Source organism: Georgenia sp., assembly GCF_054605595.1.
This window is the reverse complement of record NZ_JBTSDU010000006.1, coordinates 37,304-55,480: the sequence shown is the minus strand read 5'-3', so window position 1 is coordinate 55,480 and position 18,177 is coordinate 37,304. Positions and strand designations below refer to the sequence as shown.

Below are 18,177 nucleotides of genomic sequence, written 5' to 3'. Positions count from 1 at the left end.
CAACTGCTCACCGACGAACTCAACACCACCCCACCACGCACGCCGGGCGACCGCCGCCCCATCACCTACCAGATCACGCCCGCATAAATCTCAACACTCAACGCGGCCCTACTTCCGGAGGTCTGAGTCCCAGCGGACTTCTTCCTCAGGGAGAAGTGTCGCTTTGATTACCGAGACCCCAAGCGAGCGCAAGCTACGCGCGAGCATCGCCGCCCACGAATCATGGGCCAACACCGAGAACCGCTCGCAGCGAACCGCCCCGGCCCGCCGCGCCCTCGACCAGAAGTTTCTCGACCAGGCCGGCGGCGACCCCGTGCGCGCCGGACACCTGCGCCGCGCCTATTTTCAGCGCCTCGCGCTCAAGTCCGCCCAGGCCCGGCGTCGCTCCCGTGAGCTGACCGCCGAGGCCGACGCCGCCGAGGCCGAGCTGACCGCCGCGGGCGGTGACGCCGCGTGATCGATCCCAGATACGAGGAAAGCCGCCCCGTGGGAGAGGCGGCAATCCCTGAGAATCAGCCTGGCGGGCTACTCGACAGTCTACCGACTGGCGGCGACGTGCGCCCCGCCGCCACGCCGCTGCCCGCCCTCGACGCCGACGCTCTCGCTGACCAGCACGTGCGTGGCGCGTACTGCGTGATCGTGCACCGGTTCGAGGATCGCCACGTGCGCCGGCTCTATCTCTCGTTGCACGCCGCTGAGAAAGCGGCTCGCCGCGCCACCGAGGCCGGGCATCGCGCCGTCGTCATCCTCGCGCGCCTTGAGCCGGTCGGGACGGTGATCGTGTGAGCGCCACCGAGACGGAGACGACCACCAGCTACGGCGGCACGATCTTCCCCCAGCACGCCGCCATGCTCGCCGCGTCCGGGATCACCCCCGAGATGGCCCGAGCACGCGGTTACGTCACCGTCGACACCAAGGTGCGGCTAGAGCGTCTCGGGATCACGGCGGCCGGGCGCAACGTCCCCGGCCTGCTCGTGCCGATGCTGCGCGTGGACGGCTCCGAGTGGGGCTACCAGTACCGCCCCGACGTCCCGCGCGAACGGGCCGGTAAGCCCGTGAAGTACGAAACCCCCACGGGGCAGCGGAACGGGATTGACTTCCCGCCCGGGGTCCGGGACATGCTCGCCGACCTCGCCACCCCCATATGGGTGACCGAGGGGGTGAAGAAGGCCGACGCGGCCGGGCAGCGCGGCCTCGCGTGCGTCGCCCTGCCCGGTGTGTGGTCGTGGAAGGGCAAGCCGGGCCGCGACCCGCACGAGTCGACGGTTGCCGTGCCCGACTGGGACGACGTGGGGGTGAAGGGGCGCGGCATCATCCTCGCGTTCGACTCTGACGTGATGGTGAAGCCGGCGGTACGGAGCGCGCTGGAACGGCTCGCCCGGTTCCTGACGATGCGCGGCGCCGCCGAGGTCCGCTACCTCGTGCTGCCCAACACCGGGGACGGCAAGACCGGCCTTGACGACTTCCTCGCCGAGCACGACGTGAGCGAGCTCGGGAGCCACGTCCACAAGGTCATGCCCGAGCCGGAGACGGTGCCGGATTCTTCCGCCGGTTCCGCCGATTCCGCCGGTCCCGCCGGTTCGGGGGGACACCCCCTGCATCGGGGTATCGAACTGGCGGAAGACGTCCGCGAGGGCGGCGCCGCCCTGCTGGACGAGGTACGCCACTGGCTCGCGCGGCACATCACCGTGATGCATCCGGGAGACCTCGACGTGCTGACCTTATGGGCCGCCCACACGCACATGACGCGGGACCTGTTCACCACGCCGCGCCTACAGATCGACTCACCGGTGCCCGAGTCGGGCAAGACGACGGTGCTCGAACACCTCGAACGGCTGACCTACCGGGCCGTCATGGCGTCATCTATCAGCTCGTCGGCGCTGCTCGCGCGGCTCGTCGGCAACGACCCGCGCACGCTGCTGCTGGACGAGGTAGACCGCACCCTCGACCCCAGGAAGGAAGGGGTCGGGGAACTCGTGGCGATCCTGAACAGCGGGTACAAGGTAGGCGGCTCCCGTCCCACGCTCATGCCCGTCAAGGGCGGTGACTGGGAGCCGGTGGAGCTGTCGACGTTCGCGCCGGTAGTCATGGCCGGCAACCAGCCCGCGCTACCGGACGACACCCGTACCCGCATCATCCGGGTGCTGCTGCTGCCCGACTGGCAGGGCAAGGCTGAGGAATCCGACTGGGAGCTCAAGGATGCCGACGCATCCATGCTCGGCGCGCGCCTGGCCCGATGGGCTCATCACGCCGACGTCTCCCACCGGCCCGTCATGCCCGAGGGAGTCACGTCCCGGTTCCGGGAGAAGTGGCAACCTCTCGCCCGCGTCGCGCACGCCGCCGGCGGACGTTGGCTCGACGTCGTGATGAGTCTCGCCGCTGACGACGTGGAGCAAGTCCGCCTCGACCGAGAGGAAGGACTCGCTATCGAGAAGCCGGCCGTGCTGCTGCTGCGACACCTCATCGGCCTGTGGCCTGAGGGTGAACCGTTCTGGCGCACGACGTCCCTTGTCGACGCGCTCGTGTTCGGACACCCCGAGGTATGGGGGGACGAGTCGAACTACGGCAAGGCGCTGACACCCCAGCGGCTCGGACGGATGCTCAACAGCGCGTACGGCATCCGCTCGACCCGAGAGGACACAACCGACAAGAACAGTCCGCGCGGTTACCGGCGCGCCCAGTTCGGCGAGGCCGCGACGGCGTTGGCACCTCGGTCTGCAAGTCAGGCCACAAAGGAGACTTGGGATACCCCCACCGGGTATGTCGGTTCACCACCACAGACCCCACCCCCTCCCCCCGAACCGGCGGAACCGGCGGAACCGGCGGAACCGGCGGAAGTTGTCGTGCCGCTCCCGCTGCCCGATCCGACGCGCTGCCAGGTGTGCGGGAACCGGCTCCACAAGGGCCGCTGCGTGCGCTGCGAGGTGTCCGCGTGAGCGCCGAACGCTGGACCGACGACGACGGGCACGCCTGGCCGATCACCGGCACGTGGTGCGACGCGTGCGGGCTCCCCCTGAGCCCGACAACGGGCACCCCGACCGCTCACCCCGGATGCCAGGAGGACGCCCCCGAACAGGACCACATGCGAGATGTACGCGATCCGTCGTCATCTCGTCATTCCGTCAGCCGCCCCGTCTACACCCGCCCCGACGTCGACTACTGCCCCGACTGCGGAGACCCCCTCGACGGCCCCGCGCTCATGCGCCGGTGCACCGACCGGCACGGCGAACGGAAGTCAGCGTGACCACGACCGAGACCCGCGAGACCGCGCGCGCCGTCCTGACGGAACAGCTCGACCGGCACACCCCCGCCGAGGTCCCGTGCCTGACCTACCCCGATGCCGGCTGGACTGACGACGACCTTGAGGACCAGGCCTACGCCGCCCGGCTGTGCCACGCGTGCCCGGCGCTGACCGCGTGCGGGGACTACATCACCGCCTGGCCTGAGCCAACCGGGGCATGGGCCGGGACCACCGAGAGAGACCGCCGGCCCAGACAGGGCCGCCCGAGAAAGGAGACCGCAGCATGAGCACCAATCACCAGCGCGCGTCCGTGAGGATCGCCGGCTACCCGGATGCGTTCGTCGCGTTCGTCACCCTGGCCGGGAGCGCCCGGGAAGTCCGCGTGCGTCGCGGCGTCAAGGGCAAGGGTGTCCCGTGGAAATGCGACGAGTGCGGATCGCAGGACGTCCCCGGATGCCCTCACGCCATCGCCGCCCTCGATGCGTCAGGCGCGCAGACCGATACCTCATGGTTCGCCACCACCCCCGAGGCGTCGCTACGCGCGGAGTCCGTGCTCATCGCCTATCACGAGAACCGGATAGGCGATATCGGCACCATCCTCGCCGCCGACTATGACGGCACCGGCGCGAGCCCGCTTGATCTTGTCGTCGCGCTCATCGCCATAGCCGACCGGGTGACCGACTACGCCGCCGCCCAGATGGACCACCAGTACCCCGACATCATCCGTGAGGCCGCGCGCATCGTCGCAACAGCCGTCTACGCCACCACCAACAAGGAGAAGTCATGACCATCACCGACCCGACCCCGACCCCCGAGACCGACCCGCTCGAGGGTGCCGCCGGGGCGCAGGAGAGCCCCGAGGCGCCTGCCGCCGCCGCTGCCACGCCCGAGGCCCCCGAGGCCCCCGAGGCTGACAGCACGGACAGCCCAGAGGGTGAGGACGAGACCGGGGCGCGCGGCGGTGAGGCCGCCAAGTATCGGCGCCGGCTCCGTCAGGCCGAGACCGAGCGGGACGAGCTGCGGACCACCGTCGACGGCCTGCGACGCACCATCGCAGAGAGCGCTCTCGGTGACGTGCTCGCCAAGCCCGCCGCGCTCTGGCTCACCGGCACCAACCCCGCCGACTACTACGGCGAGGACGGAAACCTCAACATCGAGGCCCTGACCGCCGCCGCTCAGACCGCCGTCACCGAGCACGGGCTCGCACCCGCGACCGTGGCCCAGGTGTTCGACGCACCGAGCACGCACCGGACCCCGCCGGTGAGCGCGCCGTCCTGGCAAACCGCCCTGAGCGGCCGGTAGAATGGGACGTGAGCGGTGCCGGACAGGCCAGGCGCCCCCGCACCGCTCACGCCGCCCCAGGAGGGCAGCACGGCAGGCCAGGAGCCACCGCGCGGAACACTCACCCGTTCTACGTTGGTGGCCCAGCGCCGCCGGAATCGAGTCATCATGACCATGTTCACCACTACGACCGACGTCTCTGGCATCACGCCGGACGATTACGGCGCCCTCATCGTCCAGCCGGTACAGGCCGAGTCCGTCGCCTACGCCGTCTCCACGAACATCGCCACCCGCTCCACCCGGTTCAACGTCCCGATCATCACCGAGGATCCGAACGCGGCATGGGTGGCCGAGGGTGCGGAGATCACCGCCGACGACGCCACGATGGAAGAGCTGACCATCACCCCGCCCAAGGTGGCCGGCCTGACCGCCATCACCCGCGAGCTCGCCGCCGACTCATCCCCCGCCGCTGCCGAGATTGTCGGGCAGGGGCTCGCCCGCAACATCGCCCGGCAGATCGACGCCGCTTTCTTCGGCACGTCCGGCGCGTCCACCGTTCAGCCTGACGGTCTCGAAGACCTCACCGGCGTGAACGTCGTCAGCACCGGAGCCGGCGTGACCGCGTGGGCGAACCTCGACCCGTTCGCCGAGGCCATCGCCGACGCGGAGACTGTCGGCGCAGCGGTTACCGCGTTCGTCGCCAACCCTGCCGACGCCCTCGCGCTCGCCCAGCTCAAGGACGAGACCGGATCCAACCGGCCGCTACTCGGCACCGACCCGACCCAGCCGACCCGCCGGCTCGTGCTCGGAGTCCCGCTCTACGTCTCGCCCGCCGTCAGTGTCGGCACCGTGTGGGGAATCCCGCGCGACCGTGCCCTCATCATCACCCGCGAGGACGTCACGCTTGAGGTCGACCGCTCCGTCTACTTCACCTCTGACCGTGTGGCCGTCAAGGCCGTGATGCGTGCCGGTTTCGGATTCCCGCACGCTGCCGCGATTCAGAAGGTCACGCTTGCCGCAGCCTGACCAGGCATGGCGTCAACGTCACCGCCCCGCCCGACCTGGTGATGGCCCGGGCAACATGCGGAACTATGGCCGACGAGCCGCGCTCACCCCTTTGCGACCGGCAGAGACTCGACCAGCGCCACCGAGACCGGCCCGACCATCGCGCCGGGCCGGTCTCGAACCCCCGACGACGGGGCGGGGGGTTCCCCCCATTCGAACATACGTACGGGACCGCCGGAGAGGGCTCCGAGAGGTCCGGAGAGTTCAGACGTTCCATACCCCCCTCGGCATGGCACCTGGGAACGCGCTCCCCGGTCCAAACTCACGGCCGCCCGAGGCGCGCGGGCCCGACCAAGGCCCCGGGGGTTGCTAGCGGGTCAAGTCCGCTCGCAGCGTCGGCGTAAGCGCGTCCATCTCGCCCCGCTCCACCGACGAGATACGGCGCGCTAGGGGCGCCGGTCGGCCACCAATTACTGATGGCAACAGTAATTCTCGGCTTCCGGCAGTTCAGGACATCGAGCCGAACTTCTACAGCAACGGCATGGACCCTGACGGGACTCTTCCCGGTGAGGCTCCCTCCATCCCAAAGCTCCCGCCGCCCCCGCCTCCGTCTGCGACATTCCCCACGACTCATGGCCCGCCCTCGAAATGAGAGCGAGCTGTGCTGTGGACCTCGGTACGTCCGTCGACTGACGACCTTCGCCCGCCGTTCGGGCGATTCGGTGAAGGTGAACCGGACCTCTCTGGTTTTGCGCGGGAGAGGCAGGAACGCGCTCACGGCCCTGTGGACCCCGCAACGTGCCTAGCCGGCGTCCCGTCGTGGGACGTCTGCCAGGCCCGCCACGGCGCGCACAGGCACGCAGGCGGGACAGCTACGGCGTGCCGCCCACGCGCGCGCGGGCGCGAGGCACAGCGCTACGCATCGCCGGGAGCGCGAAGATCGTGCCGGGCGACCAGCGCCCAGAACCCGGGCATCCCATCGAGGATGCTCACGGGCCGGTCGGGGACGGGCCACCACTCGGAGGACCGGAGGCCGTCGACGATGCCGGGCACGTCATAGTCCGCGTGGACGTCCCCCAGGCAGGCGAGGACGTACGTCTCGACGTCCCACGCCGTCGTGACCGGGCTCACCGGGCCACCGGCCGCACCGTCGATGCGGACCGGGTACGGCAGGCCCTGGTGCTCGATGATGCCGTCGTAGTTCTCGTGGTGGCCGCACCAGGCGGGGTGGTTCGGGGTGAGGGTCTGCATGGCTATGCACGTCCCTTTCAATCCAGGATATTTCGCACCACAGCGCTAGCCTGAACCCCTGGGAAAACACCACTCTGCACAGCGCGTAGCCATTCGGAGTGCGCGACTACCTGGACTGAGCGAGCACAGACGCCCGAGGCCCGCGCCGGTCATGGCGCGGGCCTCGGGCGTCGTCCGGCCGGTCCTCAGCCCTCCGCCAGGTGCCGGGCCACCGCCACCTGGTAGACGCCGCAGAACAGGAGCGCGAGCGCGACCGCCCCGAGCAACACCGCGCCCCACGGCAGCTGCAGGAGCGCGGTGAACGCGGCATCGAGGCCGCCCGCCTGCTCCGGGTCACGCCGCGCCGCCGCCACGACCACGAGGACGCCGAGCACGGCGATCGCCGCGCCGCGCCCCGCGTACCCGACGCGCCCGAGGGCGATCACGCGCCGGTCGACCCCCGGTTCGAGCTTCTCCCGGAACGACGCCGTGGCGCCGCGGTAGACGAGGTAGGCACCGACGACCGCCACCACGAGCCCGGCGGCCACGACGAGGGCGACGCCGCCGGGGGCAGCGAGCACACCCGAGGTGACCTGCTCGGGCCCGCGTCCCGAGCCGGTGCCGGATCCGACGAGGAGGCCGACAGCCGTGCCCGCCGACGCCAGGGACAACGCGGCCTTGACCGACGACGCCACCCGCTTCGCCGTCCGCTTCCTGTGCTCGTATCGGGTGTGCCCCCACACCGCCTCGACCACCTGCCAGACCGCGTAGGCGGCGAGCCCGATCGTCATCAGCACCAGCAGCGCGCGTCCGAGGCCGTTGCCCGAGAGCTGCGACAGCGCGCCCTGCTGGGTGGCGTCGGCGCTCGGGGCGCTGCCGAGCGCGAGCCGCAGCGCGATCCAGCCGAGCAGGAACCAGACCACGCCCTGGGCGGCGTAGCCGAACCGGCCCAGCGTCCGCAGCCACCCGCTCCCGGCCGAGGAGCGGGCCGCCCGGCCCACCGCACCGGCCCCACGACCCTGCTGTCCAGACGTCATGGGCACACGCAACCACATCCGGCACCGAGGGGCCCTGCCAACGGCGGAGCCCCTGCTAGCCGCCGGCCACGGACCGTGCCGGGTCACGCACCGGTACGGTCCCGGAAGGCGCCCGGCGACCGGGGCGGGGACCACGACGGCCGCCACCGCGATCGGGTGGCGGCCGTCGTCCGGCTTCGGGCCCGCGTCAGACGGGCGTGCTCTCCTTCTCGAGGAGGCGATCGGTCTCGTCCTGGATCTCGGTCGCCACCTTGCGCAGTGCCGTCTCGTGCTTGCGCGCGTGGTGGGCGCAGAACATCAGCTCGCCGAACTCCATCTGGACGCGGACATACGCCTGCGCGCCGCAGGCGTCACAACGGTTGTGAGCGGTCAGGGCGGGGGCTGTCGTCGTAGCGGTCACATCAGCATGTAACCACCTTTTACGCACATCCATACCGCGCCCGGCCCCGGGTTCGCTGCCGGCGTAGCGTGGGGCGAGGTGTCACGCGCGGATCGACATCACTCCCGCCCGCGGCCGAGGGCGGGTCGCTGAGCCCCGATGTCCCCGGCGAAACCTACTATCGACGGGTGACCACCACCGCGACCTCCTCCGCGTACACCGCCCGCCACCTCTCCGTGCTCGAGGGGCTGGAGGCGGTGCGCAAGCGACCTGGCATGTACATCGGTTCCACCGACTCCCGTGGACTCATGCACTGCCTCTGGGAGATCATCGACAACTCCGTCGACGAGGCACTCGAGGGGCACGCGAGCACGATCGAGATCGTCCTGCACCCGGACTCCTCGGTGGAGGTCCGCGACGACGGCCGCGGGATCCCGGTGGACACCGTGGAGTCGCTCGGCCTGAGCGGCGTGGAGGTCGTCTTCACCAAGTTGCACGCGGGCGGCAAGTTCGGCGGCAGCTCCTACGCGGCGTCCGGCGGACTCCACGGCGTCGGCGCCTCGGTGGTCAACGCCCTCTCGGCCCGGCTCGACGTCGAGGTCGACCGGGGCGGCAAGACATACCGGATGACGTTCCACCGCGGCGTGCCCGGCACGTTCGACGACGGCCCCAGGCCCTCGCCGGAGTCCACCTTCACCCCGTTCACCAGGTCCTCCGAGCTCGACGTCGTCGCCAAGGTGCCCCGGGGCCGCACCGGCACCCGGGTGCGTTACTGGGCCGACCGCCAGATCTTCCCGGCATCGGCGCAGTTCATCTACGAGGACCTCATCGATCGCGCCCGCCAGACTTCCTTCCTGTTGCCCGGCCTGACGCTCGCGGTGCGCGACGAGCGTCGCCGGCCCGGCACGCCGGGCGAGGACGGCCCGGTCGAGGAGGTCTTCCGCCACGACGGCGGCAGCGTCGACTTCGTCGACTTCCTCGCCGTCGACCCCTCCGTGACCGACACCTGGCGCCTGCGCGGCACCGGGACCTTCGCCGAGACCGTTCAGGCGCTCGACTCCAAGGGCCACCTGCACCCGCAGGACGTCGAACGACTGTGCGACGTCGAGGTCGCCCTGCGGTGGGGTATCGGCTACGACACCTCGGTGCGGACCTTCGTCAACATCATTGCCACCCCCAAGGGGGGTTCCCACCTGGCCGGCTTCGAGCAGGCGCTGCTCAAGACCCTGCGCAAGCAGATCGAGGTCAACGCCCGGAGCCTGAAGGTCACCGCCAAGGAGGGCAAGGTCGAGAAGGACGACGTGCTCGCCGGGCTCACCGCCGTCGTCACCGTCCGCTTCCCCGAACCGCAGTTCGAGGGGCAGACGAAGGAGGTCCTCGGCACGGCCCCGATCCGGGGCATCGTGGCCAAGGTCGTCGAGCAGGAGCTGACGGCGCTGCTCACCTCCCCGAAGCGGCACGAGAAGGTGCAGGCCGCGGCCCTGATGGAGAAGGTCGTCGGGGAGATGCGGGCCCGGGTCTCGGCCCGCATGCACAAGGAGATCTCCCGCCGCAAGAGCGCGCTCGAGACATCCTCGCTGCCGGCCAAGCTCGCGGACTGCCGCAGCGAGAACGTCGACCACACCGAGCTCTTCATCGTCGAGGGGGACAGCGCGCTCGGCACCGCCAAGCTTGCTCGCTCCAGCGACTTCCAGGCGCTGCTGCCCATCCGGGGGAAGATCCTCAACGTCCAGAAGGCCTCTCCGGCAGACATCCTCAAGAACGCCGAGGTCGCCTCGATCATCCAGGTCGTGGGCGCCGGCTCCGGCCGCACCTTCGACCTCGAGCGGGCCCGCTACGGCAAGGTCGTCCTGATGACCGACGCCGACGTCGACGGCGCGCACATTCGAACCCTGCTGCTCACCCTCTTCTTCCGGTACATGCGGCCCCTGGTCGAGGCCGGACGGGTCTTCGCGGCCGTCCCGCCGCTGCACCGCGTCGAGATGGGTGGGGTCGGCGGCAAGAAGGGCGAGATCGTCTACACCTACTCCGAGGCCGAGCTCGGTGCGCTGTTGAGGAAGCTCGAGCGCACCGGCCGCCGGTACAAGGAGCCGATCCAGCGGTACAAGGGCCTGGGGGAGATGGACGCCCACCAGCTCGCCGAGACCACCATGGACCCCTCCTGTCGTACCTTGCGGCGGATCTCGATGGCGGACGAGGCGTCGGTGCTCGAGGCCGAGTCCGTGTTCGAGCTCCTCATGGGCAACGACGTCGCGCCACGCAAGGAGTTCATCGTGGCCGGGGCCCAGCACATCGACCGCGACCGCATCGATGCCTGAGTTGCCGGGCGTACTGGATAGGATCGGCGCATGGTGAGCCCCGCAGACCCGGAGCCCGCCTCGCTGGCGGACCGATTGCACATGCCGGCGCGGGCGGAGGTGCCCCCGCCCCACCACGGGCTCGAGTGGCGCACCCTCGATTCCGACGACGCCGATGCCGTCCTCGCTCTGGCCGCCCGCTGCGACGCCGTCGACCGCTCGGTGATCGCCTTCACCGCCCGCCGCGCCGACTCCGTGCTCCTCGGCACCGAGGACCGGGCGGGGGACACGCTCGGCGGCTTCTCCTCCGACGGTGAGCTGCGCGCCATGGCCCGCGTCTCCGTCCCGCGCCATGGCGCCCAGAACATCCTGCGCGCCTTCCTCTTCGCCACCATCGACCCGCAGTGGCGTGGACGGGGTATCGGCCGGGCGCTCCTGGACTGGCAGGACGCCCGGGCACGCCAGCTCCTGGCAGCCGACGGGCGAGAGCTGCCGGCCCGCATCGCCGCGTACGTCGACGAGCACCAGGCCGACCGCCGAAGGCTGTACGTGGCCGCCGGTTTCAGCCCGAAGAGGGTCTTCCAGGAGATGCGGCGCCCCGCCGCCGACCCGATCCCCGAGGTCCCGCTCCCGGAGGCGTGCCGCCTCGTCGACTACTCCTCGGAACTGGGCGACGCCGTCCGGCTGGCGCACAACGACGCCTACCGGGACCACTGGGGTTTCGTGCCGCTGACCGTCGAGGCCTGGGCGCACGCCGTGCGTCACCACGTCCCCGCCTGGTCGAAGGTGGTCCTGCACGAGACCGCGCAGGGTGTCGAGGTGGTGGGGTACGCGCTCACCGCGCGCCACGAGGAGGTCTGGCCGCAGCTGGGCTTCTCCGAGGGGTACACCGAACTGCTCGGCGTGCGTGCGGACCATCGGCGCCTCGGGCTCGCCCAGGCCATGCTCGCCGCGGTGATCGAGTCGCTGCGCGCGGACGGTATCGAGTCGGCCGGGCTCGACGTCGACGTCGTCGAGGCCACCGGGGCGCAGCACTTCTACGAGCCGCTCGGATACGTGCGCCAGGGCGCCCGGGTGCTCTACACGATCGAGATGTGACGGGCTGAGCCGCCCCTCGCACCGCGCCCCTGACCAGCGGGTATGACGATTCTGGGCCCGGCCCCGTAGGGTGCCGGGAGTGTCCAACCCAACCCTGCTGCCCGGCGGCGACGTGCCACCGGTCGACGGACGGTCCCTGGCCGAGCGAGCGCAGGCACCCGCCGTCGTCGCCGCGCCACCCGACGGCGCGCTGAGCTGGCGCGAGCTCGATGTGACCGATGTCGCCGCGCTCACCGCCCTCGTCGTCCGGATCGAGGCGGCGGACCACCCGCCGTACCGGACCTCGGCGGAGGAGGTGCGCGAGTACTTCGACCACAGCCACCACTGGAGCGCGCTCGGGGCCCGGGACCGCGCCGGGGTGCTGCGCGGCTTCGGCTTCGTGCGGATCCCCGTCGGGGACACCGCCGCACTCCGTGCGTTCTGCTCCGGCGGGATCGACCCCGACATGCGGGGCCGCGGCGCCGGCGGCGTCCTCATGGACTGGCAGGTGGCCCGCGCGCGGCAGATGCTCGTGGAGACGAACCTCGACGTCCCGGCCCGCATCGTCTACCACGTGGACGAAGGGATGGACGCCCTCGCCGCCCTCCTGGTCGAGCGCGGCTTCGCACCGCGCCGCTGGTACACCGAGATGCGCCGCGACCTGTCCCGCCCACTCCCGGAGGTCACGCTCGGGACGGCCATCTCGATCGAGTCGTGGTCCCCGGACCTGGACGACGCCATCCGCCGCGCCCACAACAAGGCGTTCGCCGACCAGTGGGGCTCCCAGCCGCACACACCCGAGACATGGGTGCGGGGCCGCTCGCACTTCGCGCCGTCGTGGAGCTTCGTGGCGCTGGACCGCAGCTCCGACCGCACCCAGGTGGCCGGCTACCTCATGTCCGGCCGGTACGAGCAGGACTGGGCGGCCCTCGGCTGGACCGAGGGCTACACCGAGATGATCGGGGTGCTCAACGAGTGGCGCGGCCGGCACGTGGCGACGGCGCTGCTGAGCGAGGCCATGCGCGCCTATGCCGCGGACGGCATGCAGTATGCCGGCCTGGACGTCGACGCGGACAACCCCACCGGCGCCGTCCGGCTCTACGACCACCTCGGCTACGAGCGCACCCGCGGCTCGGCCATGTACACGATCGAGCTCTGACCCGGGCGCCCGCCGCCGCGGGCCCGGCCCGGGCCCGCGTGCCGCAGCACCCCGGTGCCGCTCATGGCCTGGTGCGCCGGCAGTCACCCCCGGCGGGCTTTGGTGCCGACGGCGGGTGGTGCGCCACCCGCCGTCGGCACAAGAACCCGCCGTCGGCGCGGAAACCCGCCTCGGGTCAGCCGATCGCGGCGAGCGGGACCGCCAGCGGGTGCCCCGAACCGTCCCGGCGCTCGTCGACCGGCGGCAGCTCGACGGCCTGGCCGCCGGCCCCCACGGCGCGGGCCGGCTCGGGGCCCACCCAGGCGAGCTGGAGGCCGTCCTCGCCCCGGAGGAACCGGTGGCACCGGACGCCGCCCGTGGCGCGTCCCTTGGCGGGGTAGCGGTCCAGCGGGGTGACCTTCGCGGTCCCGGGGACGGTGCCGGGCAGCGCGTCGCTCGAACCCGCCACCGTGACCAGCACGCTGGCGGAGACCTCGTCCTCGGCGACGGCGCCCAGATAGATCACGCTCGCACCGTCGGGGAGCCGGACGCCGGTCATGCCCTGGCCGGCCCGGCCCTGGGGCCGGACGGCGGCGGCGTCGAAGCGCAACAGGTGCGCCTGGGAGGTCACCAGGACGAGCTTGTCGGAGTCGGCGGCGTGCGCGGCCCGCACCACCCGGTCGCCGTCGTGCAGCGAGATGACGGACCAGGCGTCGCGGTTGCCCGGATGGTCCGGGTTCACCCGTTTGACGATGCCGTCGGCCGTGGCCAGCACCAGGGGAGCGGCGTCGTCGGCGAGGCTGACGAGGCCGACGACCTGCTCGCCCGGCTCCAAGGCGACCAGGTCGGCCACCTGGACGCCGCCGGAGAGCCCCGGCGCGGCGCCCGTGGGCGGTAGACCCGGGGCGTCGAGCACATCCAGGCGCAGCAGCCGGCCGGCGGACGTGGCCGCGGCGATCTGACCGCGCGCGGTGGCCGGCAGCGCCGCCGCCAGGGCGTCGTGCGCGGAGCGCGGTCCGGTACGCAGCGGCGCCTCGGCGTTCGCGGTCCGGGCGACGAGCCCGGTCCCGGAGAGCAGCACCCAGCACGGGTCGTCCGCGATCTCCAGCGGCAGCACCCCCGACCGGGCCACCGGCTGCCCTGGCTGCGCCGTCGTCGCCGGGCCGCCGGCGTGCTCGAGCAGCACCGTGCGGCGCGGGGTGCCGAACAGGCGGGCCACCTCGGCGAGCTCGTCGGAGACGACGCCGTGCAGGCGGGCGTCGGAGTCGAGGATGGCCTGCAGCTCGGTGATCTGGCGTGTCAGCTCGTCCCGCTCCGCCTCGAGCTCGAGCCGGGAGAACTTCGTCAGGCGGCGCAGCCGCAGCGCCAGGATGTAGTCGGCCTGGGCCTCGGAGAGGTCGAAGACCTGCATGAGCCGCGCGCGGGCGGCGTCGGCGTCGTCGGAGGTGCGGATGACGGCGATGACCTCGTCGATGTCCGCGATCGCGACGAGCAGCCCGGCCACCAGGTGGGCCCGGTCCGTGGCCCGGCGCAGGCGGAACTGCGTGCGGCGGCGGATCACGCCGACCCGGTGGTCGACGAAGACGACGAGCAGCTCGCGCAGACCCAGCGTGCGGGGCTGACCGTCGACGAGCGCGACGTTGTTGATGCCGAACGACTCCTCCATCGGCGTGTGCCGGTAGAGCTGCTCGAGCACCGCCTCGGGGTTGAACGCGTTCTTGACCTCGATGACCAGCCGCAGCCCGTGGTGCCGGTCGGTGAGGTTCTGCATGGTGGAGATGCCCTGGAGCTTGCCCGACCGCACCGCCTCGGCGACCTTCTCCATGATGCGCTCCGGGCCCACCATGTAGGGCAGCTCGGTGATGACGATGCCCTTCTTGCGGGGCGTGACGTTCTCGATGCGGGCGGTCGCCCGGGTACGGAAGGAGCCGCGGCCCGTCTCGTAGGCCTCGCGGATGCCCTCGAGGCCGATGATCTTGCCGCCCTCGGGCAGGTCGGGGCCGGGCACGAACCGCAGCAGCTCGTCCAGGGTGGCGTCCGGGTGGGCGACGAGGTGTCGCGCCGCGGCGATCACCTCGACCAGGTTGTGCGGCGGCATGTTCGTCGCCATCCCGACGGCGATGCCGGACGCCCCGTTCACCAGCAGGTTCGGGATCGCGGCGGGGAGGACCTCCGGCTGTCGGAGCTGGTTGTCGTAGTTCGGCACGAAGTCGACGACGTCCTCGCCCAGGTCCGCCGTCATCGCCTGCGCGGCCGGCGCCAACCGGGCCTCCGTGTAGCGCGGCGCGGCGGGGCCGTCGTCGAGGGAGCCGAAGTTGCCGTGCCCGTCCACCAGCGGCAGGCGCAGCGAGAACGGCTGGGCCATGCGCACCATGGCGTCGTAGATCGCGGTGTCACCGTGCGGGTGGAGCTTGCCCATGACGTCTCCGACGACGCGCGAGGACTTCACGTGCCCACGGTCGGGGCGCAGGCCCATCTGGTCCATCTGGTAGAGGATGCGGCGCTGGACCGGCTTGAGGCCGTCGCGCGCGTCCGGCAGGGCCCGGGAGTAGATGACCGAGTCGGCGTACTCGAGGAACGATCCCCGCATCTCCTCGGAGACGTCGATGTCGACGATCTTCTCGTCGACCGGTTCGGGTGGGGTGGGGGTCTTGCGGGCCATGGGGCGATTGTCCCTGATCGTGCGCCCGATCGCGTGCAACGGCTCGGCGTGATCCGTCACGCCGAGCCGATAGGCTCCCGGCATGGAGCAGGGGGTCGAGGGGCTGGACTTTCCCGGGCACTGGGCGGCCGACGTCGTGCTGCGCGACGGCTCGACGATGCACATCAGGCCCATCCGCCCCTCCGACGCCCCCGCCCTGGAGCGCATGCACGCGCGCCTGTCGGACCAGTCCATCTACTTCCGGTTCTTCGCCCCCCTCCCGCGTCTGTCCGAGAAGGACCTCTACCGGTTCACCCATGTGGACCACCGGGACCGGGTCGCGCTGGTCCTCGTCGAGGACGGGGAGATCCACGCCGTCGGCCGCTACGACGTCATCACCGCCGGTGAGGCCGAGGTCGCGTTCAACGTGGTGGACTCCGACCAGGGGCGCGGCCTGGGCTCGATCCTGCTCGACCACCTCGCGGCCGCCGGGCGCGAGCGGGGCATCGCTCGTTTCGTGGCCGACGTGCTGCCCGCGAACGCCCGCATGATCCGGGTCTTCGCCGACGCCGGCTACGAGGTGGAGCAGCGGCTCGATGACGGCTACGTCCGCGTCACGATCAGCATCGAGGAGACGGAACGCTCCTGGCGGGTGATGGCCGAGCGTGAGCAGCATGCCGAGGCGCTCAGCATGGCCGGCCTGCTCCAGGCGGCCTCCATCCTCGTGCTGGCCCTCGGGGACGACGGCGACGAGGGGCAGGCGCTCGCCGGGCGGGTCGCGGACTCGCTGCTCGCGAGCGAGTTCACCGGGCCGCTGCACCTCGTCGGCCTCGGTGCCGGGGCGGGTGACGCGGTCCACGTGCACCGCCACGCGAGCCTCTCGACGGTGCCCGCGCCCGTCGACCTGGCGCTGGTGGCCGGACCACCGGCCGACGTCGTCGCCTCCGTCGGCGCCCTGCACGGCTGCGGTGTCCGCGCGCTCGTGGTGCTCTCCCACGGGTTCGGCGAGTCCGGGCCCGAGGGGATGACCCGGCAGCACGCCCTGCTCGCCGCGACGCGTGCGGCGGGGCTACGCGTCGTCGGCCCCGCGTCCTACGGCGTCGTCGGCAACGGCCCCGCCGGCCGGTACAACGCCACCCTGTGGGCCGAGACCGGGCCGGGAGCCGTCGACGGCGTGAGCCTGTTCACCCAGTCCGTGGCCGCGGCCCTCTCGGTCCGGTCCACCGCCGAGCGGCGCGCCGTCCCGGTCGCCACCATGGTCTCGGCCGGGAACCGGGTCGACGTCTCCGGCAACGACACCCTGCAGTACTGGTCCGGGCACGAGGGGACGCGCGTCGGCGCCGTCTACCTGGAGTCCATCGGCAACCCCCGCAAGTTCTCCCGGGTCGCCCGGGCCCACTCCCTGCACAAGCCGCTCGTCGCCATCGTCTCCGGGCAGACCGGCCAGTCCACCCCCCCCGGTCACGCGGTCCGCACCTCGCGCCAGCCCCCCCAGGTGCTCGCGGAGCTGCTGCGCCGCGCCGGGGTGGTCCGGGCCCGGTCGGTGCGCGAGATGCTCGACGTCGCCGCCCTGCTCCAGGCGCAGCCGCTGCCCGCGGGACCCCGCACCGCCGTGGTGTCCTCCTCGACCGCGCTCGCCGGGCTGGTGGCCGAGGTGCTGCGCGCGCACGAACTCCAGGTGGCGCCGGACCCCGTCACGCTGCCCCCGCTCGCCGGTGCCGCCCAGTACGAGGAGGCGCTGGCGAGGTTGGCCGGCCGCGACGACTTCGACGCGGTGATCGTCGCGCACGCCCCGCCGCTGGGCTCCACCGACACCGGCGTGGCCGCGGCCATCGCCCGTGCGGCCGCCGCGGACGGGCGCACCTGGTTGGCCAGCGTCTTCGGCTTCCACGGCCTGGTCCCCGCACTCACCAGCGGCGGCACGGTCGTGCCCGCGATGGGTACGGTCGAGGACGCCGTCACCGCGCTGAGCGCCGCCGTGCGCTACGCCACCTGGCGCACCGCCGTCACCGGGGCGACCCTCGTGGCGCCCGTGGGGATCGAGCCGGCCCGTGCCCGCCGCGTCGTCGCCGCCGTGCTCGAGGGCGCACCGGCGGGGGAGCTGCGCGAGCTCGACGCCGCCACCGCTGCCGAGGTGCTCGGCTGCTACGGCATCGCGGTCCTGCCCGCGGTGACGGTAGCCGATGCGGACGAGGCCGTCGCGGCTGCGGAGGCGATCGGGTGGCCGGTGGCGCTGAAGACCTCGGACCTCGTGCTGCGGCACCGCACCGACCTCGGGGGCGTGCGGCTGGACCTCGGCGACGCGGACGCCCTGCGCGAGGCGTTGAAGCAGATGGCCACCCGGGTGGCGTACGTCCTGGGCCGCTCCAGCACGTTCGAGGTCCAGGCGGTGGCGCCGCCCGGTGTCGCATGCGTCGTCCGCGGCACCGAGGACGAGCTCTACGGACCGGTCGTCGCCTTCGGGCTGGCCGGCACGGCGACCGAGCTGCTCGGCGACATCTCCTACGGCGTCCCGCCGCTCACCGGTCCCGACGTCACTTCGATGGTGCGGTCGGTGCGCGCCGCACCACGCCTGTTCGGGCACCGGGGCCTGCCGGTGGCCGACATCGCCGCGCTGGAGGACGTCATCGCCCGCGTGTCCATGCTCACCGACGACCTTCCCGAGGTCGCCGACGTGCTGCTCAACCCGGTGATCGTGGCCGAGTCGGGCCTGACGATCGCCTCGGCCCGCGTGTCCGTGGCGTGGCCGTTGCGCCAGGACGCGGGCCGGCGCGCCCTGCCCACGCCGCCACCCCTCGAGCCCGCCCCGGTGGAGCCTGCTCCCCAGGGCGGCGCACAGGTGGGACAATGA

The 18,177-nt window shown here is 72.1% G+C and carries 15 protein-coding genes; 11 read left to right on the top strand and 4 right to left on the bottom strand.

Annotation, left to right across the window (positions count from 1 at the left end; genetic code table 11):
• Nucleotides 1-163: 163 nt before the first annotated feature.
• The 7 genes from ACYC1Z_RS01775 to ACYC1Z_RS01745 all read left to right on the top strand — a co-directional run bounded on the left by ACYC1Z_RS01775 (nucleotide 164) and on the right by ACYC1Z_RS01745 (nucleotide 5,548).
• A complete protein-coding gene (locus ACYC1Z_RS01775; RefSeq protein WP_461407840.1) occupies nucleotides 164-457 on the top strand; it encodes a hypothetical protein in 294 nt (97 codons plus the stop codon).
• Nucleotides 454-786, top strand: coding sequence for a hypothetical protein (locus ACYC1Z_RS01770; RefSeq protein ID WP_461407839.1), 333 nt, complete (start codon nucleotides 454-456; stop codon nucleotides 784-786). The genes ACYC1Z_RS01775 and ACYC1Z_RS01770 overlap by 4 nt, the downstream gene beginning before the upstream one ends.
• Nucleotides 783-2,936 (top strand): DUF3854 domain-containing protein, encoded by a 2,154-nt coding sequence (locus ACYC1Z_RS01765; RefSeq protein ID WP_461407838.1) that lies wholly within the window; start codon nucleotides 783-785, stop codon nucleotides 2,934-2,936. Before ACYC1Z_RS01770 ends, ACYC1Z_RS01765 begins: the two co-directional genes overlap by 4 nt.
• A 304-nt stretch (nucleotides 2,937-3,240) precedes the next feature.
• Entirely contained in the window at nucleotides 3,241-3,528 is a 288-nt protein-coding gene (locus ACYC1Z_RS01760; RefSeq protein ID WP_461407837.1) for a WhiB family transcriptional regulator, read from the top strand.
• Nucleotides 3,525-4,028 (top strand): hypothetical protein, encoded by a 504-nt coding sequence (locus tag ACYC1Z_RS01755; RefSeq protein ID WP_461407836.1) that lies wholly within the window; start codon nucleotides 3,525-3,527, stop codon nucleotides 4,026-4,028. Before ACYC1Z_RS01760 ends, ACYC1Z_RS01755 begins: the two co-directional genes overlap by 4 nt.
• Nucleotides 4,025-4,543, top strand: a complete 519-nt coding sequence (locus ACYC1Z_RS01750; protein ID WP_461407835.1) for a hypothetical protein — start codon at nucleotides 4,025-4,027, stop codon at nucleotides 4,541-4,543. Before ACYC1Z_RS01755 ends, ACYC1Z_RS01750 begins: the two co-directional genes overlap by 4 nt.
• 147 nt (nucleotides 4,544-4,690) lie before the next feature.
• Nucleotides 4,691-5,548, top strand: a complete 858-nt coding sequence (locus ACYC1Z_RS01745) for a phage major capsid protein (RefSeq protein WP_461407834.1) — start codon at nucleotides 4,691-4,693, stop codon at nucleotides 5,546-5,548.
• A gap of 894 nt (nucleotides 5,549-6,442) precedes the next feature.
• Here ACYC1Z_RS01745 and ACYC1Z_RS01740 read toward each other — a convergent pair.
• The 3 genes from ACYC1Z_RS01740 to ACYC1Z_RS01730 all read right to left on the bottom strand — a co-directional run bounded on the left by ACYC1Z_RS01740 (nucleotide 6,443) and on the right by ACYC1Z_RS01730 (nucleotide 8,227).
• Complete coding sequence (locus ACYC1Z_RS01740; protein WP_461407833.1) at nucleotides 6,443-6,778, bottom strand: hypothetical protein; 336 nt, start codon at nucleotides 6,776-6,778, stop codon at nucleotides 6,443-6,445.
• A gap of 185 nt (nucleotides 6,779-6,963) precedes the next feature.
• Nucleotides 6,964-7,794, bottom strand: coding sequence for a DUF1206 domain-containing protein (locus ACYC1Z_RS01735; protein WP_461407832.1), 831 nt, complete (start codon nucleotides 7,792-7,794; stop codon nucleotides 6,964-6,966).
• 187 nt (nucleotides 7,795-7,981) lie between these two features.
• A complete protein-coding gene (locus ACYC1Z_RS01730) occupies nucleotides 7,982-8,227 on the bottom strand; it encodes a DUF7455 domain-containing protein (protein ID WP_461407831.1) in 246 nt (81 codons plus the stop codon).
• A gap of 134 nt (nucleotides 8,228-8,361) precedes the next feature.
• Here ACYC1Z_RS01730 and ACYC1Z_RS01725 point away from each other — a divergent pair, with 134 nt between their 5' ends.
• The 3 genes from ACYC1Z_RS01725 (at nucleotide 8,362) to ACYC1Z_RS01715 (ending at nucleotide 12,706) form a co-directional block, all read left to right on the top strand.
• Nucleotides 8,362-10,491, top strand: a complete 2,130-nt coding sequence (locus ACYC1Z_RS01725) for a DNA gyrase/topoisomerase IV subunit B (protein WP_461407830.1) — start codon at nucleotides 8,362-8,364, stop codon at nucleotides 10,489-10,491.
• A 567-nt stretch (nucleotides 10,492-11,058) separates the two neighbouring features.
• Nucleotides 11,059-11,568, top strand: a complete 510-nt coding sequence (locus ACYC1Z_RS01720; RefSeq protein WP_461407845.1) for a GNAT family N-acetyltransferase — start codon at nucleotides 11,059-11,061, stop codon at nucleotides 11,566-11,568.
• Between the two features lie 79 nt (nucleotides 11,569-11,647).
• Entirely contained in the window at nucleotides 11,648-12,706 is a 1,059-nt protein-coding gene (locus ACYC1Z_RS01715) for a GNAT family N-acetyltransferase (RefSeq protein WP_461407829.1), read from the top strand.
• A gap of 175 nt (nucleotides 12,707-12,881) precedes the next feature.
• Here the strand turns inward: ACYC1Z_RS01715 and ACYC1Z_RS01710 are convergent, their stop codons facing one another.
• Nucleotides 12,882-15,347, bottom strand: a complete 2,466-nt coding sequence (locus tag ACYC1Z_RS01710) for a DNA gyrase/topoisomerase IV subunit A (protein WP_461407828.1) — start codon at nucleotides 15,345-15,347, stop codon at nucleotides 12,882-12,884.
• A gap of 82 nt (nucleotides 15,348-15,429) precedes the next feature.
• Here ACYC1Z_RS01710 and ACYC1Z_RS01705 point away from each other — a divergent pair, with 82 nt between their 5' ends.
• A complete protein-coding gene (locus ACYC1Z_RS01705; protein WP_461407827.1) occupies nucleotides 15,430-18,177 on the top strand; it encodes a GNAT family N-acetyltransferase in 2,748 nt (915 codons plus the stop codon).